This is a genomic window from Lentzea tibetensis (genome assembly GCF_007845675.1).
Taxonomy (GTDB): domain Bacteria; phylum Actinomycetota; class Actinomycetes; order Mycobacteriales; family Pseudonocardiaceae; genus Lentzea; species Lentzea tibetensis.
Map to the genome: position 1 here is coordinate 11,958 of NZ_VOBR01000010.1, position 22,237 is coordinate 34,194.

Consider the following 22,237-nt stretch of genomic DNA (forward strand, 5'->3'; position numbering starts at 1 on the left):
CTCCCCGCAGCCGCCCGTACTGCTGACGGGGCGAATGAACGGAGAACCGCCACATGGGCGACTACGCCAAGGCGCTGGGGGCAAAGCTCCGCGCTATCCGCCAGCAGCAGGGCCTGTCCCTGCACGGCGTCGAGCAGAAGTCCGGCGGTCGCTGGAAGGCCGTGGTCGTCGGCTCGTACGAGCGCGGCGATCGTGCGGTGACCGTGCAGAAGCTGGCCGAGCTGGCCGACTTCTACGGGGTTCCCGTGGCCGAGCTTCTTCCCGAGGGCCGCGTCCCGTCCGGCGCCGAGCCGGCAACGAAGATCGTGATAAACCTCGAGCGGCTGCAGCAGCTGCCGGTCGAGAAGGTGGGCCCGCTGGCCCGCTACGCCGCGACCATCCAGTCCCAGCGCGGCGACTACAACGGCAAGGTCCTCTCCATCCGCACCGAGGACCTGCGTTCACTCGCCATCATCTACGACATGACGCCTGGTGAGCTGACCGAACAGCTCATCGACTGGGGCGTCCTTCCCCCCGAGGCCCGCCCGGCCAAGGAGGACTGATTTCGGAGGTTTGTGTCCCCTTGATGCGCTGTCCCTGACGGAGCGCGTCAAGGGGGCACAAGCTCGTCGCGAACGCGGAGCGGGGGTCCCCGCCGGGGGAACCCCTGATTCCATTGTCCCGCGTGACACCGACAATTCTTGCGGCTCAACGGCGCGAACGGGCCGTTCACAACGCGAAAGGGGCTGCCCGCGCCGCGGGCAGCCCCTTTGTCGCAGGTCCTACAGCACGGCGCGGATCTGGTCCGCGATGACCGCGATGCGGCCGAGCACGCCGTTGACGAAGCGCGGCGAGTCGTCGGTCGACAGGCCCTTGGCCAGCTCGACCGCCTCGTCGATCGCGACGGCGTCCGGCACGTCGGTGGCCCACAGCAGCTCGTACAGGCCGAGGCGCAGCACGGCCCGGTCGACCGCGGGCATGCGCTGCAGCGTCCAGCCCTCGGAGTGCTCCGAGATGAGGTCGTCGATGCGCGCCTTGTGGGCGGTGACCCCCTCGACGAGGGTCACGGTGTAGTCGTTCACCGGCGGGACGTCCGGCGAGCCGACGCGTTCCGCGAGCAGCGTCACCGCGTTGGTCCCCAGCAGGTCGGCTTCGTAGAGGAAGTCGACCGCGCGTTTGCGCGCCTTGCTCCGTGCACCCATGTCAGGAGCTGACGCGACCGAGGTAACGACCGTCGCGGGTGTCCACCTTGATCTTCTCGCCGGTGGTGACGAACAGCGGGACCTGGACCTCGGCGCCCGTCTCGAGCTTCGCCGGCTTGGTGCCACCGGTGGAGCGGTCGCCCTGCAGGCCGGGGTCGGTGTGCTCGATCACGAGCTCGACCGAGGTCGGCAGCTCGATGAAGAGCGCCACGCCCTCGTGCATCGCGACGACGGCTTCCTGGTTCTCCAGCAGGTAGTTCGCCGCGTCACCGACGGTCTCGCCGGGGATCGGGATCTGGTCGTAGGTGTCGCCGTCCATGAAGACGAAGTCGGAGCCGTCCTTGTAGAGGAACGTCATGCCGCGCTTGTCCACGGTGGCGGTCTCGACCTTGGTGCCCGCGTTGAAGGTCTTGTCGACGACCTTTCCGGTCAGCACGTGCTTCAGGGTGGTGCGCACGAATGCGCCGCCCTTGCCCGGCTTGACGTGCTGGAACGCGGTGACGGTCCACAGCTGGCCGTCGAGGTTCAGCACCAGGCCGTTCTTGAGGTCGTTCGTGGTGGCCACGGTGGAAATTCTCCTGTAACTCGCAGACGTCAGACGACCACGAGTTCCTTCGTGGTCAGGGTGAGGAGCTCCGGTGCGCTGTCGCGCACGACGAGAGTGTCCTCGATGCGGACCCCGCCCTTCCCCGGCAGATAGACGCCGGGCTCGACGGTGACCGCCATACCGGCGGAAAGTGTACCGTCACCGACTTTCGACAGCGCCGGAGCCTCGTGGATCTCCAGGCCGACGCCGTGCCCGAGGCCGTGCAGGAAGTGCTCGCCGTGGCCGGCGTTCTCGATCACGTCGCGGGACGCCTTGTCGACGTTCTTCAGCTCGGTCCCCGGCTTGAGGGCGCCGCGCCCGGCCGCCTGCGAGCGCGCGACCAGGTCGTACAGGTCGCGCTGCCAGTCCGCGGGCTTGCCGAGCACCAGCGTGCGGGTCATGTCCGAGTGGTAGCCGTCGACCAGCGCGCCGAAGTCGAGCTTGATGAAGTCGCCGGTGTGCAGCTGGGCGTCGGTGGGCCGGTGGTGCGGCACCGCGCTGTTCGCGCCGAACGCCACGATGCTCTCGAAGGACGGGCCTGCGGCACCGTGGTCGAGCATGCGGCTCTCCAGCTCGCGCGCGACCTCCTTCTCCGTGCGCCCAGGCCGCAGCCCACCGTGTCCGATGAGCGCGGCGAGCGCCCGGTCGGCCGCCGCGCACGCCATGCGCAGCGCCTCGATCTCGACCTCGTCCTTGACCAGCCGCAGCTGCTCGACCAGTCCGGGCGACCGCACCAGGTCCGCGTCCGAGATCTTGGTCAGCGCGTCGAGCCCGTCGACCGTGACGTGGTGGCTCTCGTAGCCCGTCCGCCCCTTCGCCTTCGCGGCGAGCGCCAGGTCGCAGGGTCGTTCGATGATCCGCTCCAGGTCGGGCACCTGCTGCGCGGACTGCGTCAGGTACCGGCCGTCGGTGCAGAACACGGTGCTCTCGTCGCCGTCGGCGTCGACGAGCACGGCGCCGTTCGAGCCGGTGAACCCGGTCAGGTAGCGCAGGTTGAGCAGATCGGTGACCAGCAGTGCGTCCAGCTCCAGGTCACGGAGCTTGGCGCGCAGGGCGGCGCGGCGGTGGGCGTACGACTCCGACATGCCTCGCAGCCTACGGCCGACGGGCCTCGCGCGGGGGGCCGTGAACCCGATCGGAGGTGCCGGCCTGACCTCGTGCGCCGTTCGTGCGTGGACGAAGCGCGGATTAGGGTGTGGACATGCGGCCGTGGTTCGTGCGAGCACTGTGGATGGGGTTGCTGCACGGTGCCGTGCAGACGGGCGTGGCCGCCGTGAGCGTGCGCAGCCCGGAGGCCACGTCGATCCGCCCGATCGCGCTCGGCCTGCTCATCGTGGCCGCGGCGCTGTGGGGCGTCGTCGACGGGTGGCGCCAGCTGCCCGACCGGGGCATGCAGTGGTTCATCGCCGCGCTGATCGCGGGACCGTTCGCCGGCGCGCTCGGCGTCATCGGCTCCGCGCTGCTCGTCGACCAGACCGGCCAGGAAGCGCTCTGGGTCGCGCTGACCGGCGGCGCCGCGTTCACCGCGCTGCTCGTGCTCGCGCCCGCCGGGCTCGGGCTGCTGCTCGGCGGCTCGCTTCCTGCTGACGATCAGCGGAACGCCGCCAAGTCACCGCACTAGCGACGCACGGTGAGGTCGCCGCGCCGGCGGCGCCCCGTCTGCTGCACTCGGGCAACACCGCCAGGTCGCTGCACTCGCGGCACACGGCCACGCCGCCGCACACGCGGCACACAGCCAGGCCGCCGCGCCAGCGGCATGCCGTCCGCCCCACACGCGCAACACCGCCACGTCGCCGCACAAGGGGCGCACCGTCAGCCACACTCACGGCATAGGGCCAGTTCACTGTGCCCGCGGAGCACCATCCGCCGCACTCGCAACACACCGACGAGTCAGCTCACCGCACTCGCGGCACATCGTCTGTCGCCCTCGCGGGACAGGACCAGGTCACTGCGCCAGCGGCGCACCACCACACTCACGCAACACCCCCAGGTCACCGCCCCCGCGACACACGTCAAGCCGGCGCACCCGCGGCACACGGCCAGGCCGTCGCGCCAGCGACACACCATCCGCCGCACACGCGCAACACCGGCGAGTCACCGCGCTAGCGACGCACGGTCAGGTCACCGCGCCGCTCATACCGATTCCACTCGTCCTTGCCGATGCCCGTGATGGTCGACGAGTTGAGCGCCGCCACCTCCTCGGCCCCCACGATCCACAACTTGCCGTCCAGCACCAGCCCCACCTGCCCGTCCGGCCCGCGCACGGCCTGCGCCCCGGCGGGCACCCGAGCCACGACCGGCAGCGAGTCGACGAACGCGGGACGTACAGCGATCACGCCGCGCGCGAACTTCTCGGCCACCGAGCGGCGTTCGAAGCGGATGACCTTGCCGCCCAGCACCAGGTCGACGGTGCGTTCCGGTGACGGCAGGGCCAGGCCGTCCAGTGCGGTCGCCGAGTGGATGTCGAAGCAGCCGGCCATCCCGACGGCGTCGAGGCCGAAGTGGCTGATGGCCGTCGGCGCGCCTGCGGCACCGGTGGTGGTGGCGCGCAGCACGTCCAGCGACACCCGGCCGCACGGGTCGGCCGGGTCGATCGGCGCGTGGCCCTCGGCGGTGCGCACCAGGCCCGGGCCCTCGCGCCAGACGCCGGGGATGAGCACCGGGTCATAAGGGGTTCGGGTGAAGTCCTTGTCCCAGAACGTGATCGTGGTGCCCGCGTCGGTCTCGTGGGCGATGGCGAACGCGTGTGCCGCGTCGACCCACATCCAGTCCGCGCTGAACGCCTGCACGATCGAACGGGTGCGCGGGGTGTTCGTGGCGGTGACCGGCGCCATGCCGGACTCCCCCAGCGCCTCGACGCCTTCGGTGAACAGCGGGCTCTTCGACCGCAGCACGAACTGGCCCGCGCCGTTGTGCTCGGTCGCGCGGCCCGTGGTGTCGGTGAACATGAGGTAGTACCAGCCGTCGACGTGCGTGACGGACGGCTGGCCCGCGCCGTAGGTGTTCTCGCGCATCGCGTCGTACGCCGGGCCGACGATGGGGGCGCCGTTGTTCGCGCGCGTCCAGTTCATGCCGTCCGGGCTGGTCGCGACGCCGATGGCGTTGCCGTTCGCGTGATCACCGGCCGCACCCGTGTAGTACATGTAGTAGGTGTCGCCGACGCGCAGCACGGACGGGTCGCACACGTGCATGCCGTCGAAGCCCGTCGAACTGCCCGCGAAGACGGCTGACGCCGGGCCGAACGGGCCGGACGCCGACGGGCCCTCGCTCATCAGGACGTCGTCGCCCGGTGGCACCGCGGCCTGCATCTGGCTGCACCACCACGCGCGGATCCGGCCGCCTTCGCTGAGCACGGTCGGGGCGTAGTTGTACGGCGCGTTCCCGCCGCCCTCCACCACGACGCCGCCGCTCTGCCGGGGCTTCTCCACGGCGAGCGTGAGCTTCTCCGGGGCTGGTGGAGGCGCCGAACTGGTGGTGGAGCTGGGCTTTTCCACCGGCGGGGCGATCGCGACCGGCTCGTCGTCGCACGCCGTCAGTCCGCAGACGAGCGCCATGGCGACAACGAGCCGGATCGGGGACATGCGAACAAGTCTAGTGATCAACTCACCCGAGTGGGCGATAACCCGGTGTCATGCGGCGACGAGCTCGACCTCGAAACCGTCGCTGTTCTCCAGGTATGCGGCGTAGTGATCGTCGCCACCCGCGTGCGGGTGCCGGTCCGCGAACATCAGCGTCCACCCGTGCGACAACGCCTGCTCCGTCACCGCGTCGACCTCGGCGCGGGTGCCGGCGTGCAGGGCGAGGTGGTTGAGTCCCGCCCGCATGCGGTCATGTCCCCCGGTCATGGCCGGTGACTGCTCGACCACGACGTACGTGCGGTCCATCTTCCAGCTCACACCCGCTGACCAGCGCTGGTACTCGGTCCAGCCCAACGCGGTGAGCAGCCACCCCAGCGTCGACTCGGCCCGAGCCATGTCCGGCACCCATAGCTCGACGTGGTGCAGCGTCACTTCCGCAGCGCCAGCCAGCGCAGGGCGAGCAGGTAGCCCTCGACGCCCAGCCCGACGATGACGCCGGACGCGACGGCCGAGATGTAGCTGTGGTGCCGGAAGTCCTCGCGCTTGTGCACGTTCGAGATGTGCACCTCGACGAGCGGCGCGGTGAGCTGCGAGCACGCGTCGCGCACGGCGATCGAGTAGTGCGTCCACGCGCCCGCGTTCAGCACGACCGGGGTGCCCGCGTCGGCGGCCGCGTGCAGCCAGCCGAGCATCTCCCCCTCGTGGTCGGTCTGCCTGACCTCGACGTCGAACCCGAGCTCGGCGCCTTCCTCCACGCACAGCGCGGCGAGGTCGGCGTGCGTGGTGGCGCCGTAGACGTCCGGCTCGCGGGTGCCGAGGCGGCCGAGGTTCGGGCCGTTCAGGACGAGGACCTTCACAGCAGCACCGTCCCCGGTCCCTTGGCCTCGGCGGCGACGGCCGAGTACGCGGCGGCGATGAGCGACGGGTCGGGACCTTCCAGCCGACCGGGCTTGGCCAGGCCGTCCAGCACGACGAAGCGCAGCACGCCGGACTTGTTCTTCTTGTCGACCCGCATGCCCTCCATCAGCTGCGGCAGCGCGTCCGGGTCGTACGTGGTGGGCAGGCCGAGCGACTTCAGCACCGCGCGGTGCCGGTCCGCGGTCTCGTCGTCGAGGCGGCCGGCGAGGCGGGCGAGCTCGGCGGCGAACACCAGGCCGACGCTGATCGCCGCTCCGTGCCGCCACTTGTACCGCTCGCGCCGCTCGATCGCGTGACCGAGCGTGTGGCCGTAGTTGAGGATCTCGCGCAGCGACGACTCCTTGAGGTCGTTCGCCACGACGTCGGCCTTGATCTGGATCTTGCGGCGGACCAGCTCGGCGAGCACGTCGCCGGTCGGGTCCAGCGCGGCGGCGGGATCTTTCTCGACGAGGTCGAGGATCACCGGGTCGGCGATGAAGCCGCCCTTCACGATCTCCGCCATGCCGGCGACGAGTTCGTTGCGCGGCAACGTCTCCAGCGTCGCGAGGTCGACGAAGACGGCGTCCGGCTCGTAGAACGTGCCGACGAGGTTCTTGCCCGCGTCGGTGTTGATGCCGGTCTTGCCGCCGACAGCCGCGTCGACCATGCCGAGCAGCGTCGTCGGCACGTTCACCAGGCGCACGCCGCGCATCCAGGTGGACGCGACGAACCCGGCGAGGTCGGTGACCGCACCGCCGCCGAGCCCGATGACGACGTCCTGGCGGCCCAGCCCGATGCGGCCGAGCACGTCCCAGCAGAAACCGGCGACCGCGAGGTCCTTGCCGTCCTCGGCGTCCGGGATCTCCACGCGGTGCGCGTCCACGCCGACGGCGATCAGTTCGTCGCGCACGGCGTCCGCGGTCGCGGTCAGCGTGGGCGGGTGGATGATCGCGGCCTTCACGACGCCGCGCACGTGCTCGACCACGTCGCCGAGCAGTCCTCGGCCGACGACCACGTCGTACGGCTCGGCGGTCGCGACCCGGATGCGCACGGGCTCGGTCATTCCACTCCCTTGATCGCTGAGAATTCGAGAATGGTGTCGGCCACCTGCTCCGGGTCGAGCGCGTCGGTCAGCACCTCGACCGTCGCGACCTCCCGGTACAGCGGCATGCGCGCGTCGAGCAACGCCTTGAAAGTCGAACGGGGGTTCACGCCGGTGAGCAGCGGCCGCGCCGAGGACATCCCGGTGCGCCGCACCCCCTCGGCCATGCCCACGTTGAGGAACGCGACCGTGTGCCCCTTGAGGTTGTCGCGGGTCGTCGCGGACAGCACCGCACCACCGCCCAGCGCGAGCACGCCGTCGTGCTCCGCGAGGCCCTTGGCGACCGCTTCCTCTTCCATGGCGCGGAAAGCGGGTTCGCCGTCCTGCGTGAAGATGTCCGAGATCGGCTTGCCCGCGGTCTCGACGATGTCCGAGTCGACGTCGCGGAACGGCACACCGAGCTTGCTCGCGAGCAGCTCACCGACGGTCGTCTTGCCCGCTCCGGGCGGGCCCAGCACCACGATCTTCGGGCTCACAGCCCCTCCCAACGGGCTTCGAGCGCCTTCAGGTACGCGTGGGCGTTGCGGCGCGTCTCGTCGAGCGAGTCGCCGCCGAACTTCTCCAGCGCGGCCTCGGCGAGCACCAGCGCCATGACGGACTCCAGCACCACACCCGCGCGGGGCACGGCGCACACGTCCGAACGCTGGTGGATCGCCGTCGCGGCCTCGCCGGTGCGAACGTCCACAGTGGCCAGTGCGCGCGGGACGGTCGAGATGGGCTTCATCGCGACACGGGCGCGCAGCGGCTCGCCGTTGGTGATGCCGCCTTCGAGCCCACCGGCCCGGTTGGACCGCCGGGTCACGCCGACCGGCCCGCTGCCGCGGTCGATCTCGTCGTGCGCCTGGCTGCCCCACCGCTCGGCGGTGGTGAACCCGTCGCCGATCTCGACGCCCTTCATCGCCTGCACGCCCATGAGCGCGGCGGCGAGCCGCGCGTCGAGGCGCCGGTCCCAGTGCACGTGCGAGCCGAGGCCCGGCGGCAGCCCGAACGCAAGTACCTCGATGACGCCGCCGACCGTGTCACCGGCCTTCTGCACGGCCTCGACCTCGGCCATCATCGCCTCGGTGCCCGCGGGGTCGAAGCACCGCACCGGGCTCTCGTCGATGGCGGCCAGGTCGTCCGGGCCGGGGTGCACGGTCTCCGGGCTCTTCGCCGTGCCGATGGACACGACGTGGCTGACGATCTCGACGCCGAGCAGCTGCCGCAGGAACTCCTTCGCGACCGTGCCGAGCGCCGTGCGCGCCGCCGTCTCGCGGGCGCTGGCGCGTTCGAGCACGGGCCGGGCCTCGTCGAACCCGAACTTCTGCATGCCGGGCAGGTCGGCGTGGCCGGGCCGGGGCCTGGTCAGCGCCTCGTTGCGGCCGGTCGGCTTGAGCTCGCTCGGATCGACCGGGTCGGGCGACATGACCTTCTGCCACTTGGGCCACTCGGTGTTGCCGATGCGCACGGCGATCGGGCCGCCCTGCGTCCGGCCGTGGCGCACGCCGCCGAGGATCTCGATGTCGTCGACCTCGAAGCTCATCCGCGGACTGCGCCCGAACCCGAGCCTGCGACGGCCCAGTTGCTCGGTCAGCACGGCGGTCGTGACCTCGACCCCGGCGGGCATGCCCTCCAGCACGGCGACCAGTGCGGGCCCGTGAGACTCTCCAGCGGTAATCCAACGCAGCACGTGGGCAATCCTTTCACAGCGCGGTCACCCACCAGGTGACAGCCAGCAGGCCGGGCCCGTGCGGCGCCTCGCGCCTGCGCGTGACGACACTGATCGCGAGCGTGACCGCACTCGCGAGCCCGGTCGCCCACACCAGGGCGAACCAGTCGTGCACGGCCAGAGCGGCGCCCAGTGCGCCCGCCAGCTTGACGTCACCGCCGCCCATCGCGCGCGGGTTCACCAGGCGTGTCACCAGGTGGACGCCGCCGAACGCGGCACAGCCGATGAGCGCCTTGCGCCACTCGTGCGCGCACAGGACCGCGACGACCGGGTACAGCGGGAGGGTCAGGACGTCCGGGAGGCGGCGGTGCTCCAGGTCGATGGCGGCGAGCAGGACGCCGAACCAGGCGAGCGCCATCGGCAGCGGACGCGGCGCGACCGTCCACAGGAGACCCACGAGAGCGCCGGACCACAGTGGACTGACGCCCCAGCGCCGGAACGCCGAGCCGCCCACCGCTCCCGCCACCCACCCGCACAGTTCGACCACACGTCCACGGTCGCGGCCGGTGGTGCGGCGAGGCAATCAGGTGGTGCCGTGAACGGCCCGTTCACGCGGCGAGTTCGCTCACGCAGGCGTCCCCGCCTGGGGGACCCCTGCTTTCATTCTCTCAGCCAGCACCGACAATTCCGGCGCCGTGGGGCTCCCCGCGGCTGCGAGGAGCCCCGATCGTGTCAGCGGGACCAGGTGAAGAGCGCGTCGCCCGCCTTGACGTCCACATCGGTCGCCAGGTCGGCCAGCACCTCGGCGGACGCGTCCAGCGCGATGACGGGGCAGATGGGCGCGAACCCGGCGGCCTCGACCTCGGCCGGGTCCCAGGTGACGACCGGCTGACCGGCGCGCACGCTCTCGCCCTTCACGACGTGCAGCGTGAAGCCCTCGCCCTTGCGCTTCACGGTGTCGATCCCGAGGTGCACGAGCACCGCGGCCCCGTCACCGGTGGCGACGACGAACGCGTGCGGGTGCAGCGTGACGATGGTGCCGTCGACGGGCGACACGACGTCCGACGGACCGCGCGACGGCTCGACGGCCACGCCGGGCCCGACCATCGCCTGCGAGAACACCGGGTCCGGGACCGCTGAGAGCGATACCACGCGCCCGGCCACGGGGCTGCCGACGCGGAGGCTCACAGGAGGTCCTCGATGTCCGACGCGATCGTGTCCGCCTCAGGTCCGACGACGACCTGGACGACGTTGCCGGAACGCATGACACCGTGCGCTCCCAGCGCCTTCAGGGCCTTCTCGTCCACGACCGACCCGTCCTCGAGCTCGCAGCGGAGGCGGGTGATGCAGGGTTCGATCTCGACGATGTTGTCGGCACCGCCCAGCGCCTCAATGATCTTCTTCGCGTCGTAGGCCACCTGAAGTACCTCTCGTTCCCGTAACAGCGGTTGACACCCGCGATGTGCGGGGAGCATTCTCCCGCACCAACTGGTCTAGACCGGAAAGTACCACTGAGGCGGTGACGGATGAGCGAGATCGTGGACGGGCCCAAGCCCAAGCACGCACAACTCCGCGAAATCCTCCGCCGTCTCGCCGAGGACGAGCTCGCTCCCGGCTCGCCCATCCCGTCCGAGCGCGACCTGGCCGAGCGGTACGGCGTCAGCCGCATCACGGTGCGCGCCGCGGTCGGCCAGCTCGTCGCTGAAGGACTCCTGACCAGGGCGAAGGGGCGCGGAACGTTCACCGCGCGCCGCAGGCTGGACGCCCAGCTGTACCTGGAGTCGTTCACGGACGACATGGTGCACCGGGGACTCACCCCGAGCACAGACCTGATCGGTTGCACACGCGCGGTGCCGGGCACGGCGACCGCGGCCGCACTCGATCTGGGACCGCAGGAGCCCGCGTTCCGCCTGACCAGGCTGAGGAGGGCGGACGGCGTACCGCTCGCCGTCGAACGCGGCTGGTACAGCCCGCGGATGCTGCCGAACCTCGACCGGCACGACCTCGCGGTCTCGCTCTACACGCTGATCGCCGACAGCTACGGCGTCCAGCTCGACCACGCTCACCAAACCGTCTGGGCCGAAGCCGCGGACCCGGACACCGCGAAGCTGCTCGAGGTTCGCAAGAGCAGCCCGCTCCTCGTCTTCCGCCGCGTCGCCAGCAGTGCCGGCCGCGCGGTGGAGGACATGACTTCCTGGTACCGGGGCGATCTCTACCAGGTGACCATGCAGCTGGACCGGACCGTCCCGGGTTCCGGACCGTTCTCCGCCAAGGGAGGTACCCGATGAGCGCCAGCGCCCCACAGGCCACCGGCGGTCGCGAGTTCAAGGGCCTAGCCGCGTTGCAGCGCCTGGGTCGCAGCCTCATGTTGCCGATCGCGGCTCTGCCCGCAGCCGGTCTTCTGCTCCGACTGGGTCAGGACGACCTGCTCGGGAGGTGGAAGACCACGTTCGGGCAGGACCTCGCGGCCGTCGTCGGCGGTGCCGGCGGCGTGTTGTTCGACTACCTGCCGCTGCTGTTCGCCGTCGGTGTCGCCGTCGGTTTCGCACGCAAGGCTGACGGCTCGACCGCGCTCGCCGCGGTCGTCGGTTACCTGGTGTTCAGCCGGGTCGTCCAGGTGCTGAACAAGAAGCCCAACCCGCTTCACGAGTTCAACGACAAAGCACCAGCCACACTGACTCCCGACCAGCTCGGCACCATGCCGATGTCCTGGCCGTACGGAGTGCTGGCCGGCATCATGGTCGGCGTCATCAGCGCGTTGCTGTGGCAGAAGTACTACCGCATCAAGCTGCCTCCGTACCTCGCGTTCTTCGGTGGCCGCCGGTTCGTGCCGATCATCACCGCCGGTGTCATGGTGCTGCTGGGCGTCGTCTTCGCGCTCATCTTCCCGATCTTCGACTCGGGTCTGACCAAGTTCGGCAACGCCATCGCCGGCAGCACGGTCGTCGGCGCGGGTGTCTACGGCATCGCGAACCGGCTGCTGATCCCGTTCGGTCTGCACCACATCATCAACACGTTCATGTGGTTCGTGTTCGGCAAGACCAACGACGTGACCGGTGACCTCAACCGGTTCTTCGCCAAGGACCCGACGGCCGGCACGTTCATGACGGGCTTCTTCCCGATCTTCATGTTCGCGCTGCCCGCCGCGGCTCTGGCGATCTGGCACACCGCGCGTCCCGACCAGCGCAAGCTCGTCGGCGGCATCATGCTGGCCGGTGCGCTCACGTCGTTCATCACCGGTGTGACCGAGCCGCTCGAGTTCGCCTTCATGTTCGTGGCGTGGCCGCTGTACCTGATCCACGCGTTCCTCACGGGTACCGCGCTGGCGATCACGAACGCGCTGGACATCCACATGGGCTTCTCGTTCTCCGCGGGTGCCATCGACTACATCCTCAACTTCGGCATCGGCCAGAAGGCGTGGATGCTCATCCCGATCGGCCTCGTCTACGCGGCGATCTACTACTTCCTGTTCCGCTTCGTGATCACGAAGTGGAACCTGAAGACGCCGGGTCGCGAGGACGACGAGTCGCCCGAGACCGATGAGAGCGTCAGCACCTCGGCGCGGAACGAAAAGTAGCTAGCGAGAACGAGAAGAGGACGGATCATGCCGGAGCGACGGGTCACCGTGGCCAGCAAGGTCGGACTGCACGCCCGACCGGCCGCACTGCTGGCGAAGGCCGCCGCCGACCAGCCGGTGCAGGTCACCATCAGGAAGGACGGCGGCGACCCCGTGGAAGCCGCGAGTGTGCTCGGACTGATGACGCTCGGGGCAATGCACGGTGACGAGGTGGTGCTCACCGCCGACGGAGACGGCGCTGACACCGCTCTCGAAGCGATCGCCGCGATCATCGCGACCGACCTCGACGACTGATCCGCTCGTCGTCAGGGCCACATCCGCGGCAGTGGATGTGGCCCTGACGACAACCACGCAGTAGGTGCACAGAGCGAACACCGAGGCCGCGGCCAGCCAGGTCGACGGCACCGAGCTGAACACCATCAGGTAGATGCCGAGCGCGGCGATCACGACCGGGACCAGCGCACCGCGCGTCCAGGCCCGCAGCACCAGGCAGCACACCACGGACACGAGCAGTGCGGCGCCGAGCGCGTCGCTGAACCGGTGCCAGCCCAGCGCCAGGGTCTCGTAGGCCACGTAGGCGGGGAAGCCGGCCAGCGGCACGGCCAGCCACACCACGCGCCGAGGCAGCACCATCGCGATCGCCACCACGGCGGCGGCAGCGGCCGTCACGTGCCCGCTGGGGAAGCTGTTGTGGACGACCACCGCGTTGTCGTCCAGCAGCGGACGCTCCAGCACGGACAGCTTCAGCACCTGCGACAACGCGATCGAACCACCCAGGACGGCCAGCGCGGGCAGACATCGCCGCCGTCCGAGCAGCACGACCGCGACGCCGGCGACGACCACGGCGGTCTCCAGCCAGCCCAGTGAGCTGACCAGCGAGATCTCCTGCAGTGCGGTGTTCTCGACGCGCTGACCGAACGACGTCAGCACGAGCGCGTAGTAGGCGAACAGGAACGCGGCGACACAACCGATCATGTCTCCGACTGTCCGCACCGGACTTCCCGGCCTGGTCCGCGCGATGTCATGGTTCTGCTACAGACCGGGCGAGATCACCCGGCCGTGCGAATAATGGGCCGGGTGGTGATGGTTCTACTGGTCGAGGACGACCCGGCGGTGCGCGAAGGACTGCAGCTCGCACTGCGCCGCCAGGGTCACGACGTGCAGGCGGCGGGTTCCGGCGAAGAGGGCGTCGAGCAGCTGCGCACGAGACGACCGGACATCGTGGTGCTGGACCTGATGCTGCCCGGCATCGACGGCTTCGAGACGTGCCGCCGCATGCGGACGATCGCCGAGGTGCCGATCATCATGCTCACCGCGCGCGGGGACGACTTCGACGTCGTCGCCGGGCTGGAGGCGGGCGCGGACGACTACGTGATCAAGCCGACCGAGCCGCGGGTGCTGGACGCGCGCATCCGCGCGGTGCTGCGCCGCACGTCGACGACCGAGCCGTCGAACAGCGAGCGGCACGGCGAGCTGGTGATCGACCGCGCGGGCTTCGAGGTCACCAAGAACGACGAGAAGGTCGGCCTCACGCCGACCGAGCTGAAGCTGCTGCTGGAGCTGTCCCGCACGCCCGGCCGCGTGCTGAGCCGCCAGCAGATACTCGAGGCGGTGTGGGAGCACGACTACCTCGGCGACTCGCGGCTCGTCGACGCGTGCGTGCAACGGCTGCGCGCCAAGATCGAGGACGTCCCCGCCGACCCGAAGTACGTGCACACCGTCCGCGGGTTCGGGTACCGGTTCGGCCCGAGATGATCCACCGCCTGGCGTTCTGGCGCGGCCTGCGGCCGAGGCTCATGGCCGCGTTCACCGTCGTCACGCTGCTCGGCGCGGTCGCGGCGAGCGGCGCCAGCTACGCCACCGCCCGCAACACGCTGCTCGACGACGCGCAGAACGAGGTGATGAACCCGCTCAAGGACGAGGTCACCGCGTACGCGAACCGGCTGGAACTGCCGCCGACCCAGCAGACGCTCAACGACTTCGCCACCTCGCTGCAGTCCTACGTCGTGGTCGTCTACCAGGACGAGCGCTCGCAGACCGGCCCCGACCTGGCGAGCATCCCGGCGGAGCTGCGCACCGAGATGCGCACCAGCAGCACCGTGTTGTTCCAGCGCGTCGTCGCCGACGGCCAGCCCTCGCTCGTCGTCGGCATCCCGGTGCTCAAGCCCGGCGAGAACGGCGCGGCGAGCCCCAGCGGTGTCGAGGTGTACACGATCTCCCCGCTGGTCGGCCCGGAACGCGCCATCACGAACCTCGCGCAGTGGGCGTGGATCGCCGTGGCGCTCGTGCTGCCGCTCGCGCTGGCGCTGGCCCTGCTCGCGGCACGCGGCGTGCTGCGGCCGGTGCGCAGGCTCGGCACCGCCGCCCGCGCACTGGGTGACGGCAAGCTGCACACCCGCATCGAACCGATCGGCTCGGACGAGCTGGCCGAGCTCGCGCGGACGTTCAACAGCGCGGCCGAGGCGCTGGAGGCGAGCCAGGCCGCGTCACGGAGGTTCGTCGCGGACGTGTCGCACGAGCTGCGCACCCCGCTCACCGCGATGAACGCCGTCACCGCGGTGCTCGACGAGGACGCGCAGCACCTGCCGCCGGACACGGCCGTCGCGGCACGGCTGGTGTCCGAGGAGACCCGCAAGCTCACCCGGCTCGTGCAGGATCTCATCGAGATCTCGCGCTTCGACGAGGCGCGCAACGAGCTGGTGCTCGACGAGTGGGACATCGGCACCGCGGTCGCGGACAGCCTCGCCGCGCGCGGCTGGACCGGCGTCGTCGAGACCCACCTGCCGACGGGCGTCACGGGCCGGGTCGACCGGCGCAGGCTGGACGTGATCGTGGCGAACCTCGTCGGCAACGCGCTGCGCCACGGCGGGCCGCCGGTCCGCGTGGTGCTGCGCCCCGACCGGCTGGAGGTGAGCGACCGCGGGCCCGGCATCTCGCCCGAGGTGCTCCCCCACGTCTTCGACAGGTTCTACAAGGCGGACACGGCCCGCACCCGATCAGAGGGCAGCGGGCTGGGATTGGCGATCGCATGGGAGAACGCGCGCCTGCACGGCGGCACGATCGAAGCGGCCAACCGACCGGAGGGAGGCGCGCTGTTCGTGTTGCGCTTGCCCTGGTAGCCCTTCTCGTCACCGCGTGCGGCGTGCGTCCGACCGGCGTGCTGACCGGTGGCCCCGCGCCGACCGTCAGGTCGAACGAGGTGACGCTCTACTTCCTGTCCGCCGACGGCGCGCTGGTGCGGCGCACCCGCGTGATCACCGGCGAGTTCACCGTCGCCTCACCGCTGCAGGCGCTGCTGACCGGGCCGAACGAGCAGGAGCGGGCCGACGGGCTGACGACCGACCTGCCGATCACGACCGCCCCGGTGGAGTTCCGCGACACCGTGGTCGTCGTGCCGATCGAGGTCGGCTCGCTCACCGGTTCCGGCTACGCCCAGCTCAGCTGCACCGCGACGAGCGCGGGACTGCGCGTCGCGGGCACGAAGCCGGGCTTCGCCTGCGACGGCTAGTGGTGTTCTAGACGCCCGACTCGGGGTAGCCGATGTACGGCGCGGACACGTGGTCCAGCCGCCCGCGGATCTCGGGCGTCAGCACGACGTCGAGCACGGACAGCGTCTCGAGCAGCTGGTCGACGTTGCGCGCGCCGACGATCGGCGCCACCACACCCGGCCGGTCGCGCACCCACGCCAGCGACACGCCGAGCGCGGTCGTCTCGAGCAGCTCCGCCGCGGCCGACACGGCCTCGACGATCAGCGCGGTGCGGTCGGCGCGCAGGTGGTGGCCGACGTACCAGCGGAAGAAGTCGCTGTTCTCCCTGGCCGCGGGCACGCCCTTGCGGTACTTGCCGGTGAGCACGCCGCGCCCGAGCGGCGCCCACGGGAGCACGCCCATGCCGAGCTCGGTGACCGCGGGCACGACCTCGCGCTCGATGCCGCGTTCCAGCAACGAGTACTCGACCTGCGTCGTCACCAGCGGCACCGGGCCGAGCGCGGCGCGGACGGTCTGCCAGCCCGCGTAGTTGCACACGCCCACGTTGCGCACGCGACCACTTGAGACGGCCGTCTCGAGAGCGCTCAGCGTCTCCTCGACGGGCGTCTTGTGGTCCCACACGTGCAGCTGCCACAGGTCGACGTGGTCGGTGCGCAACCTGCTCAGTGAGGTGTCCAAAGAGGACAGCAAGTGTGCGCGGGTGGCGTTCGCCTCGCCCGGCCGCACGCCGGCGGCCTTGGTGGCGAGCACCACGTCCGAGCGCGCGATCCCGTTGTCCCACAACTGTCCTACGACGGTCTCGCAGCGGCCGCCGAGGTAGATGTCGGCGGTGTCGATCAGCGAGCCGCCCGCCTCGATGAAGGCGTGCGCCTGTTTCGTCGCGTCGGCGACGTCCGTCCACGTCGCGGTCCCGAGTCCGAGCGGGTGCACTTCGACGTCCGGTGCGAGCTTCCTGCGGTCCACCAGCGCACGCTAACTGCGAGAGATGTGGACTTTAGTCGAGCTTGTCGTCCCTAGCATCAACAGATGAGCTCCGTCGATCCGATCGCACTGCCCGACGGTCGCAAGGTGTGGCTGGTCTCCCGCTACGACGAGGCCAGGCAGGTGCTCACCGATCCGCGGCTGTCCAACGACACGAGGAAGATGGGCGACCAGGCGCCGCTCGCGGCACTGCCGGAGTCGGTGCAGGCCGCGGTGGCGAGCGACATGCTCAACTGCGACCCGCCCGCGCACACCAGGCTGCGCAGGCTGGTCGCGCCGACGTTCACCGTGCGGCGCATCGCCGAGCACCGGCCGCGGATCGAGCGCATCGCCCACGAGCTGCTGGACGCGTGCGGCGCCGAGGCGGACCTCGTCGAGGACTTCGCGGGACCGCTCGCCACGCGGGTGCTCGGTGAGCTGATCGGCATGGATCCCGAGGACGCGCCGGACGTGCGGCGGTGGTCCGACATGTTCGTCATGGAGCTGCTCACGCTCAGCGAGGAGGTCATGGCGGCCACCGCGAGCCTGTCCGAGTACGCGGCGGACCTGGTGCGGCGGCGCCGCGACGAGCCGCGCGACGACATGGTCACGCGACTGATCTCGTTGCGCGACAGCGGGGACCGGCTCAGCGACGACGAGCTCAGCTCGATGGTGTTCATCCTGATGATCGCCGGCCAGACGGCCACCGCGCAGCTGCTGGCCAAGGGTCTGCACCTGCTGCTGACCAACCCGGACCAGCTGACCGCGCTGCGCGAAAAGCCGGACCTGGTGCCGTCCGCGGTGCAGGAGACGCTGCGGATCGACCCGTCGCTGCAGATGTCGGCGTTCCGGATGGCGACCGAGCCCGTCGAGGTCGACGGCATCACGATCCCGCGCGGCGACATCGTGCTGTGCTCGCTGCTGGCCGCGAACCACGACGCGGAGCGCTTTCCCGAGCCGGAGCGGTTCGACGTCCGGCGCCGCGACAACCAGCACCTGGCGTTCAGCCACGGCATCCACCGCTGTCTCGGCGCGAACCTGGCCGAGCTGCAGGCGCAGGTGGGCATCGCCGTCTTCGCGGAACGGTTCCCGCACGCCCTTCTGCGCGCGGAAGACGTGTCCTGGCGCCAGACCCCGCTCGTCAACGTGCTGACAACACTTCCCGTGGAGCTCTCATGAAACTGCTCAACCGCGCGTTCATGCACGACCCGTACCCGTCGCTCGCGGAGATGCGGGAGTCGTGCGCGGCGGTGCCGGTCGAGAACGGCGGCTTCCGCATGTGGGTGCTCACCCGCTACGAGGACGCACGGGCGGTGCTCGCCGACCCGTCGCTGCACCGGGACCTGGTGAAGCACCGGCACGAGGTGGTGAAGCAGAACCTCGTCAACGGCGAGCGCAAACCCAAGCTGCCGAGGGAACTGCGGCGCAGCATGCTCGACCAGGACGGTGAGGACCACCGCCGGTTGCGCGGACTGGTGAGCGGGTTCTTCAGCCCCAGCAGGCTGAAAGCGGCACGGCCCCGCGTCGAGGAGGTGGCGCGCGGGCTGCTCGACGCCATCCCGTCCGGCGAGGTCGACCTGATCGAGGCCTACGCACGGCCGCTCCCGGTGATCCTCCAGTCGGAGCTGCTCGGCGTGCCCGTGGACGCCCAGGACCGCTTTCCGTTGTGGGAGACCGCGATTCTCACCGCGCCGACCAAGGAGGAGGTCGAGGACGCGGGCCGCCAGCTGCACGCGTTCGCCAGGGAGATCATCGAGCTCAAGCGCGCCGAGCCCGCCGACGACCTGTTCACCACGCTGGTGCGGGCGGGCGACGAGGGTGTGCTCGCCGAGATGGAGGTGATCTCGATGATCACCCTGCTGCTGATCGCCGGACTCGAACCGACCAGCGTCATCGGCAGCGGCGTGCTGACGCTGGTGCAGCACCCGGAGCAGCTGGCTCGCCTGCGCGCCGACCGGTCACTGCTGCCGGGCACCATCGACGAGGTCCTGCGCTACGAGACGCCGTTCCGCATGCTGACCCCGCGCTACCTCGACCACCCGCTCGAGCTCGCGGACGTCACGATCCCCGCGGGCGAACTGATCCTGGTGTCCACCGGCGCGGCGAACCGCGATCCCGCCAAGTACGCCGAGCCGGACCGGTTCGACGTGGCCCGCTGTCCCAAGGGACACCTGGGTTTCAGCCACGGCAACCACCGCTGCCTCGGCGCCGAGCTCGGCCGGATGCAGACGACCGTCGCGCTCGACGTGCTGCTGGACACCTTCCCCAGCATCGAGCTCGCCGTCGCGGCGGAGGACGTCCGGTGGCGTCCAGGCATGTTCATGCGCCGCCTGGACACCCTCCCGGTCAAGCTCAGCAGGGACTAAGCGGGAATCAGCTCACCCGTCATGTGCACCAACGAGTTGTCGGCGACGAGGGTCAACCACGTGTTGACCACTCGCCGTCCGAAGTCCTGCACCGACACGATCGACGCGCTCGGCTCGGTGAAGCTCACCACGAACACCTCGGACGCCACCGGGACCACCGACACGTCCACCGTCTCGTCGACGTGACGGACGGCCTCGGTGGCGCCGGTGTAGCTCAGCTTCCCCGGCACGCTGAGGTCGTAGTCGAAGGCCCAGTCGCCGTAGTCGACGCGGTAGTTGAGCGGGTGGGACAAGGGAGTTCTCATTTCTTCCTGGCGACAGTGAGCCCATCGGAGATCGGGAGGATCACGACGTCCATCGACTCGTCGGCGGCGAGCACGCTGTTGAACGCCGCGAGCGCGTGCGCGCTGTCCCGCATCACGCCGGGGTCCGCGTAGTCCGGTGCCATGACGTAGCCGTTGAACAGGACGTTGTCCACGAGCAGCAGGCCACCGGAGCGCAGCCTGGGGTGCAGCAGCCGGTAGTAGTTCTCGTAGTTGTCCTTGTCCGCGTCGAGGAACGCGATGTCGACCACGAGGTCGGCAGGCAGCGACCGCAACGTCTCCAGCGCCGGGCCGACGCGGAAGTCGATGACGTCGGTGAGGCCTGCCTTCTCCCAGTGCTCCCGCGCGATCCCCCAGTCGTCGGTGACGTCGCAGGTGATCACCCGGCCGCCCGGCGCGAGGCCGCGGGCCATCGAGAGCGCGGAGAGACCGGTGAACGTGCCGACGTCGATCGCGACGGTGGCGCCGGTCAGCGACGTGAGCAGGGTCAGCAGGGTGGCCTGCTCGGCCGGGACCTGCATGAGCGCCGGGTGACCGAGCTCGGCCGTGCGGTCGAGCAGGCTCGCCGTCACCGGGTCCAGCGGCGACGAGTGGCGCACCATGTAGTCCCGCAGCGCCTGGGTGACCGGCAGGTGCTTGACCTCGCCGAACCGCGGCGGCGTCACGCGGTCGCCGCCCGGACCGCGCCGGAGCGGATGAGCTCGACGACCTCGGCGATGTCGCCGTCCAGCCTGCGGTCCCGGTCGAGGAACGTGACCTTCGAGCGCACCAGCGAGTGCACCGCGCGGGTGCCGTCGGCCAGGCCCTCCGCGCCGCGCAGGTCGATCGCCTGGCAGTGCGCCATCAGCACGATCGCCGCGACCTCGCGGACCAGCTCCACGACCGTCCTGGCGTCGCGGGCCGCGATCGTGCCCATGCTGACCTTGTCCTGGTTGTGCGCCTCGGTCGAGCGGGAGAACGACGTCGCGGGCATGGTGAGCTTCAGCGCCTCGGCGGTGTACGCGGAGGCGGCCAGCTGGGTGCCCTTGAAGCCGTGGTGCAGGCCGGTCTCGTCGTCGTCGGCGAGGAACGGGATGAGGTTCGGCGTCAGCCCGTTGTTGAACTTCTCGTCCACCACCAGTGCCAGCTGACGGTCGAGCAGGTCGCCGACGCTCGCCACCGCCGTCTTCAGCGAGTCCATCGCCTGACCGATGTGACCGCCGTAGAAGTTGCCGCCGTTGCGCACCGCGCCCGCGTCCACGTCGAACAGCGGGTTGTCGTTCGTCGAGTTGATCTCCACCTCGACCATGCCGCGCGCCCAGTCCAGGGTGTCGTGCAGGACTCCGACGACGTGCGGCGCGCAGCGCAGCGAGTAGCGGTTCTGGATCGGGTGCTCCAGCTTGAGGAACCTGTTGTCCCCCAAGGCCGTGTTCGCCCGCAGCACGTGGTGGTCGTCGCGGGTGAGCGTGGATCCCTCCAGCAGCGACCGGATCGTCCCCGCGCTGCGCACCTGACCCGCGTGCGCCTTCTGCGCGTGGATGAACGGGTCGAAATGGCCGCGGTTGCCGAGCAGCGCCTCCATGCCCAGCGCGGTGCACACGTCCGCCACGTGCGCGATCTCGGCCGCGTCGGCGCACGCCAGCGTGGCGAAGCCGGACATGAACGACGTGCCGTTGATGAGCGCGAGGCCTTCCTTGGGCCCCAGCACCAGCGGGTCCAGCCCGCACTCGCGCAGCGCGTCCGCCGCGTCGACGACCGAGCCGCGGAACCACACGTCGCCCTCGCCGGTCAGCGCGGACGCCAGGTAGCACAGGGGAACCAGGTCACCGCTCGCGCCGACGGAGCCGCGTTCCGGGATGACCGGCACGATGTCGTGGCGGAGGAAGTCCAGCAGCTGCCGCACGACCTCGGGGCGCACGCCGGAGTACCCGCGCGCCAGGCAGTTCGCGCGCACGAGCATCGTCGCGCGCACCACGTCCCGCGCGGCACCGGGGCCGCTGCCGTTGAGGTGGTAGCGGATCAGGTTGCGCTGCAGCGCCACGACCTTGTCCGGGCTGATCTGCCTCGTGCAGCTGTCACCGAAGCCGGTGGTGATGCCGTACATCGGCTGCCCGGTCGCGATCAGGTCGCGCATGAGCTTGACGGACTCGTTCATGCGCAGCTCAGCGCTCGGGTCCACGGCGACGTCCAGTACGCCGGGTTCACGGGCCACAACGGCGGTGGCCGTGACAGTCAGATCATCGGAACCAACGTGAAGTGACGGCACGGCGGCAGGCAACCACAGCGCACGCGAATCGCATCGCCTCCGCACCCCGTTCTGGCCGAAGGATGCCCGACGTCTCAGCCGGGCGCACCGAAAGAGGCGGGCCGTGCGGGCGGACGGTCCCTCACCGGAAACCCCCGCGCCCACGCGGAGTCCCGGCCCACCGCATCGACCCGCACGGCCCCGCCCACCGGCGCAGCCGCAGCGCCGGCATGATGGGTCCAGCGGGCTCGTCCGGACCCAAACGACTTTGTTCGGGCGCAGAGTAACCACGTGAGACGATCGGTGG

General features: G+C 70.4%; 26 protein-coding genes and 1 pseudogene. 10 read left to right on the forward strand and 17 right to left on the reverse strand.

Features of this window, described 5'->3' with window-relative positions:
- Positions 1-53: 53 nt before the first annotated feature.
- A complete protein-coding gene (bldD, locus tag FKR81_RS17225; protein WP_030471611.1) occupies positions 54-542 on the forward strand; it encodes a transcriptional regulator BldD in 489 nt (162 codons plus the stop codon).
- A 219-nt stretch (positions 543-761) separates the two neighbouring features.
- Here the strand turns inward: bldD and nusB are convergent, their stop codons facing one another.
- From nusB to FKR81_RS17240, 3 genes are read right to left on the reverse strand one after another with little or no spacing between them, the layout of a single operon-like run.
- The gene (nusB, locus tag FKR81_RS17230) at positions 762-1,181 is read right to left on the reverse strand and encodes a transcription antitermination factor NusB (protein WP_146353083.1); all 420 of its coding nucleotides are present in this window, start codon (positions 1,179-1,181) and stop codon (positions 762-764) included.
- 1 nt (position 1,182) lies between these two features.
- Positions 1,183-1,746 carry an elongation factor P gene (efp, locus tag FKR81_RS17235; protein WP_146353084.1) on the reverse strand — a complete coding sequence of 188 codons (564 nt, stop codon included), beginning with the start codon at positions 1,744-1,746 and terminating at the stop codon, positions 1,183-1,185.
- 29 nt (positions 1,747-1,775) lie between these two features.
- Positions 1,776-2,852 (reverse strand): M24 family metallopeptidase, encoded by a 1,077-nt coding sequence (locus FKR81_RS17240; protein WP_146353085.1) that lies wholly within the window; start codon positions 2,850-2,852, stop codon positions 1,776-1,778.
- Between the two features lie 116 nt (positions 2,853-2,968).
- Here FKR81_RS17240 and FKR81_RS17245 point away from each other — a divergent pair, with 116 nt between their 5' ends.
- Positions 2,969-3,388, forward strand: a complete 420-nt coding sequence (locus tag FKR81_RS17245; RefSeq protein WP_146353086.1) for a B-4DMT family transporter — start codon at positions 2,969-2,971, stop codon at positions 3,386-3,388.
- 481 nt (positions 3,389-3,869) lie between these two features.
- Here FKR81_RS17245 and FKR81_RS17250 read toward each other — a convergent pair whose 3' ends face one another.
- From FKR81_RS17250 to FKR81_RS17290, 9 genes are all read right to left on the reverse strand, one after another.
- Positions 3,870-5,348, reverse strand: coding sequence for a glycoside hydrolase family protein (locus FKR81_RS17250; RefSeq protein ID WP_146353087.1), 1,479 nt, complete (start codon positions 5,346-5,348; stop codon positions 3,870-3,872).
- 48 nt (positions 5,349-5,396) lie between these two features.
- On the reverse strand, positions 5,397-5,777 hold the full coding sequence (locus FKR81_RS17255) for a VOC family protein (RefSeq protein WP_235921600.1): 381 nt from the start codon (positions 5,775-5,777) through the stop codon (positions 5,397-5,399).
- Positions 5,774-6,202 (reverse strand): type II 3-dehydroquinate dehydratase, encoded by a 429-nt coding sequence (aroQ, locus tag FKR81_RS17260; RefSeq protein ID WP_146353088.1) that lies wholly within the window; start codon positions 6,200-6,202, stop codon positions 5,774-5,776. Before aroQ ends, FKR81_RS17255 begins: the two co-directional genes overlap by 4 nt.
- Positions 6,199-7,305, reverse strand: a complete 1,107-nt coding sequence (gene aroB / locus FKR81_RS17265) for a 3-dehydroquinate synthase (RefSeq protein ID WP_146353089.1) — start codon at positions 7,303-7,305, stop codon at positions 6,199-6,201. Before aroB ends, aroQ begins: the two co-directional genes overlap by 4 nt.
- On the reverse strand, positions 7,302-7,820 hold the full coding sequence (locus tag FKR81_RS17270; RefSeq protein WP_146353090.1) for a shikimate kinase: 519 nt from the start codon (positions 7,818-7,820) through the stop codon (positions 7,302-7,304). The genes aroB and FKR81_RS17270 overlap by 4 nt, the downstream gene beginning before the upstream one ends.
- The gene (gene aroC, locus FKR81_RS17275; RefSeq protein ID WP_146353091.1) at positions 7,817-9,013 is read right to left on the reverse strand and encodes a chorismate synthase; all 1,197 of its coding nucleotides are present in this window, start codon (positions 9,011-9,013) and stop codon (positions 7,817-7,819) included. Before aroC ends, FKR81_RS17270 begins: the two co-directional genes overlap by 4 nt.
- 13 nt (positions 9,014-9,026) lie before the next feature.
- On the reverse strand, positions 9,027-9,539 hold the full coding sequence (locus FKR81_RS17280) for a prepilin peptidase (protein ID WP_235921601.1): 513 nt from the start codon (positions 9,537-9,539) through the stop codon (positions 9,027-9,029).
- Between the two features lie 185 nt (positions 9,540-9,724).
- On the reverse strand, positions 9,725-10,180 hold the full coding sequence (locus tag FKR81_RS17285) for a PTS sugar transporter subunit IIA (protein ID WP_146353092.1): 456 nt from the start codon (positions 10,178-10,180) through the stop codon (positions 9,725-9,727).
- Positions 10,177-10,410, reverse strand: coding sequence for a glucose PTS transporter subunit EIIB (locus FKR81_RS17290; protein ID WP_146353093.1), 234 nt, complete (start codon positions 10,408-10,410; stop codon positions 10,177-10,179). The genes FKR81_RS17285 and FKR81_RS17290 overlap by 4 nt, the downstream gene beginning before the upstream one ends.
- Positions 10,411-10,518: 108 nt before the next feature.
- Between FKR81_RS17290 and FKR81_RS17295 the strand changes: the two genes are divergently transcribed.
- From FKR81_RS17295 to FKR81_RS43610, 3 genes are read left to right on the forward strand one after another with little or no spacing between them, the layout of a single operon-like run.
- Complete coding sequence (locus FKR81_RS17295) at positions 10,519-11,280, forward strand: GntR family transcriptional regulator (RefSeq protein WP_146353094.1); 762 nt, start codon at positions 10,519-10,521, stop codon at positions 11,278-11,280.
- Complete coding sequence (locus tag FKR81_RS17300; protein ID WP_146353095.1) at positions 11,277-12,569, forward strand: PTS transporter subunit EIIC; 1,293 nt, start codon at positions 11,277-11,279, stop codon at positions 12,567-12,569. Before FKR81_RS17295 ends, FKR81_RS17300 begins: the two co-directional genes overlap by 4 nt.
- Positions 12,570-12,596: 27 nt before the next feature.
- The gene (locus FKR81_RS43610; protein ID WP_186763035.1) at positions 12,597-12,863 is read left to right on the forward strand and encodes an HPr family phosphocarrier protein; all 267 of its coding nucleotides are present in this window, start codon (positions 12,597-12,599) and stop codon (positions 12,861-12,863) included.
- Between the two features lie 192 nt (positions 12,864-13,055).
- On the opposite strand, the pseudogene FKR81_RS45025 reads toward FKR81_RS43610, so the two are convergent.
- Positions 13,056-13,544: pseudogene (locus tag FKR81_RS45025) on the reverse strand (phosphatase PAP2 family protein); the annotation flags it as partial.
- Positions 13,545-13,652: 108 nt separating this feature from the next.
- On the opposite strand from FKR81_RS45025, the gene FKR81_RS17310 reads away from it, so the two are divergent.
- From FKR81_RS17310 to FKR81_RS17320, 3 genes are read left to right on the forward strand one after another with little or no spacing between them, the layout of a single operon-like run.
- Positions 13,653-14,324: a response regulator gene (locus FKR81_RS17310; protein WP_407936528.1), complete on the forward strand. Its 672-nt coding sequence runs from the start codon at positions 13,653-13,655 to the stop codon at positions 14,322-14,324.
- Positions 14,321-15,688 (forward strand): sensor histidine kinase, encoded by a 1,368-nt coding sequence (locus tag FKR81_RS17315; RefSeq protein WP_146353098.1) that lies wholly within the window; start codon positions 14,321-14,323, stop codon positions 15,686-15,688. The genes FKR81_RS17310 and FKR81_RS17315 overlap by 4 nt, the downstream gene beginning before the upstream one ends.
- Positions 15,689-15,711: 23 nt before the next feature.
- Complete coding sequence (locus tag FKR81_RS17320; RefSeq protein ID WP_146353099.1) at positions 15,712-16,077, forward strand: hypothetical protein; 366 nt, start codon at positions 15,712-15,714, stop codon at positions 16,075-16,077.
- 7 nt (positions 16,078-16,084) lie between these two features.
- On the opposite strand, the gene FKR81_RS17325 is transcribed toward FKR81_RS17320, so the two are convergent.
- Positions 16,085-17,020 carry an aldo/keto reductase gene (locus tag FKR81_RS17325; RefSeq protein ID WP_146353100.1) on the reverse strand — a complete coding sequence of 312 codons (936 nt, stop codon included), beginning with the start codon at positions 17,018-17,020 and terminating at the stop codon, positions 16,085-16,087.
- Positions 17,021-17,083: 63 nt separating this feature from the next.
- On the opposite strand from FKR81_RS17325, the gene FKR81_RS17330 reads away from it, so the two are divergent.
- Together FKR81_RS17330 and FKR81_RS17335 are read left to right on the forward strand one after the other, a co-directional pair.
- Positions 17,084-18,196 carry a cytochrome P450 family protein gene (locus FKR81_RS17330; RefSeq protein ID WP_146353101.1) on the forward strand — a complete coding sequence of 371 codons (1,113 nt, stop codon included), beginning with the start codon at positions 17,084-17,086 and terminating at the stop codon, positions 18,194-18,196.
- Positions 18,193-19,383, forward strand: a complete 1,191-nt coding sequence (locus tag FKR81_RS17335) for a cytochrome P450 family protein (protein WP_146353102.1) — start codon at positions 18,193-18,195, stop codon at positions 19,381-19,383. The genes FKR81_RS17330 and FKR81_RS17335 overlap by 4 nt, the downstream gene beginning before the upstream one ends.
- On the opposite strand, the gene FKR81_RS17340 is transcribed toward FKR81_RS17335, so the two are convergent.
- Genes FKR81_RS17340 through FKR81_RS17350 form a run of 3 tightly spaced genes read right to left on the reverse strand, consistent with a single transcriptional unit; the run spans position 19,380 to position 22,221 of the window.
- Positions 19,380-19,688 (reverse strand): MoaF-related domain-containing protein, encoded by a 309-nt coding sequence (locus FKR81_RS17340; protein WP_146353103.1) that lies wholly within the window; start codon positions 19,686-19,688, stop codon positions 19,380-19,382. The genes FKR81_RS17335 and FKR81_RS17340 overlap by 4 nt on opposite strands.
- Entirely contained in the window at positions 19,685-20,371 is a 687-nt protein-coding gene (locus tag FKR81_RS17345) for an O-methyltransferase (RefSeq protein WP_235921602.1), read from the reverse strand. The genes FKR81_RS17340 and FKR81_RS17345 overlap by 4 nt, the downstream gene beginning before the upstream one ends.
- A complete protein-coding gene (locus FKR81_RS17350) occupies positions 20,368-22,221 on the reverse strand; it encodes an aromatic amino acid lyase (protein ID WP_407936527.1) in 1,854 nt (617 codons plus the stop codon). The genes FKR81_RS17345 and FKR81_RS17350 overlap by 4 nt, the downstream gene beginning before the upstream one ends.
- Between the last annotated feature and the right edge of the window lie 16 nt (positions 22,222-22,237).

Bases quoted from the DNA above. Each gene is read 5' to 3' on its own strand.
- bldD (WP_030471611.1), top strand. From the start codon at position 54: ATGGGCGACTACGCCAAGGCGCTGGGGGCAAAGCTCCGCGCTATCCGC.
- nusB (WP_146353083.1), bottom strand. From the start codon at position 1,181: ATGGGTGCACGGAGCAAGGCGCGCAAACGCGCGGTCGACTTCCTCTAC.
- FKR81_RS17240 (WP_146353085.1), bottom strand. From the start codon at position 2,852: ATGTCGGAGTCGTACGCCCACCGCCGCGCCGCCCTGCGCGCCAAGCTC.
- FKR81_RS17245 (WP_146353086.1), top strand. From the start codon at position 2,969: ATGCGGCCGTGGTTCGTGCGAGCACTGTGGATGGGGTTGCTGCACGGT.
- FKR81_RS17250 (WP_146353087.1), bottom strand. From the start codon at position 5,348: ATGTCCCCGATCCGGCTCGTTGTCGCCATGGCGCTCGTCTGCGGACTG.
- aroB (WP_146353089.1), bottom strand. From the start codon at position 7,305: ATGACCGAGCCCGTGCGCATCCGGGTCGCGACCGCCGAGCCGTACGAC.
- FKR81_RS17295 (WP_146353094.1), top strand. From the start codon at position 10,519: ATGAGCGAGATCGTGGACGGGCCCAAGCCCAAGCACGCACAACTCCGC.
- FKR81_RS17300 (WP_146353095.1), top strand. From the start codon at position 11,277: ATGAGCGCCAGCGCCCCACAGGCCACCGGCGGTCGCGAGTTCAAGGGC.
- FKR81_RS43610 (WP_186763035.1), top strand. From the start codon at position 12,597: ATGCCGGAGCGACGGGTCACCGTGGCCAGCAAGGTCGGACTGCACGCC.
- FKR81_RS17310 (WP_407936528.1), top strand. From the start codon at position 13,653: ATGGTTCTACTGGTCGAGGACGACCCGGCGGTGCGCGAAGGACTGCAG.
- FKR81_RS17315 (WP_146353098.1), top strand. From the start codon at position 14,321: ATGATCCACCGCCTGGCGTTCTGGCGCGGCCTGCGGCCGAGGCTCATG.
- FKR81_RS17330 (WP_146353101.1), top strand. From the start codon at position 17,084: ATGAGCTCCGTCGATCCGATCGCACTGCCCGACGGTCGCAAGGTGTGG.
- FKR81_RS17335 (WP_146353102.1), top strand. From the start codon at position 18,193: ATGAAACTGCTCAACCGCGCGTTCATGCACGACCCGTACCCGTCGCTC.
- FKR81_RS17340 (WP_146353103.1), bottom strand. From the start codon at position 19,688: ATGAGAACTCCCTTGTCCCACCCGCTCAACTACCGCGTCGACTACGGC.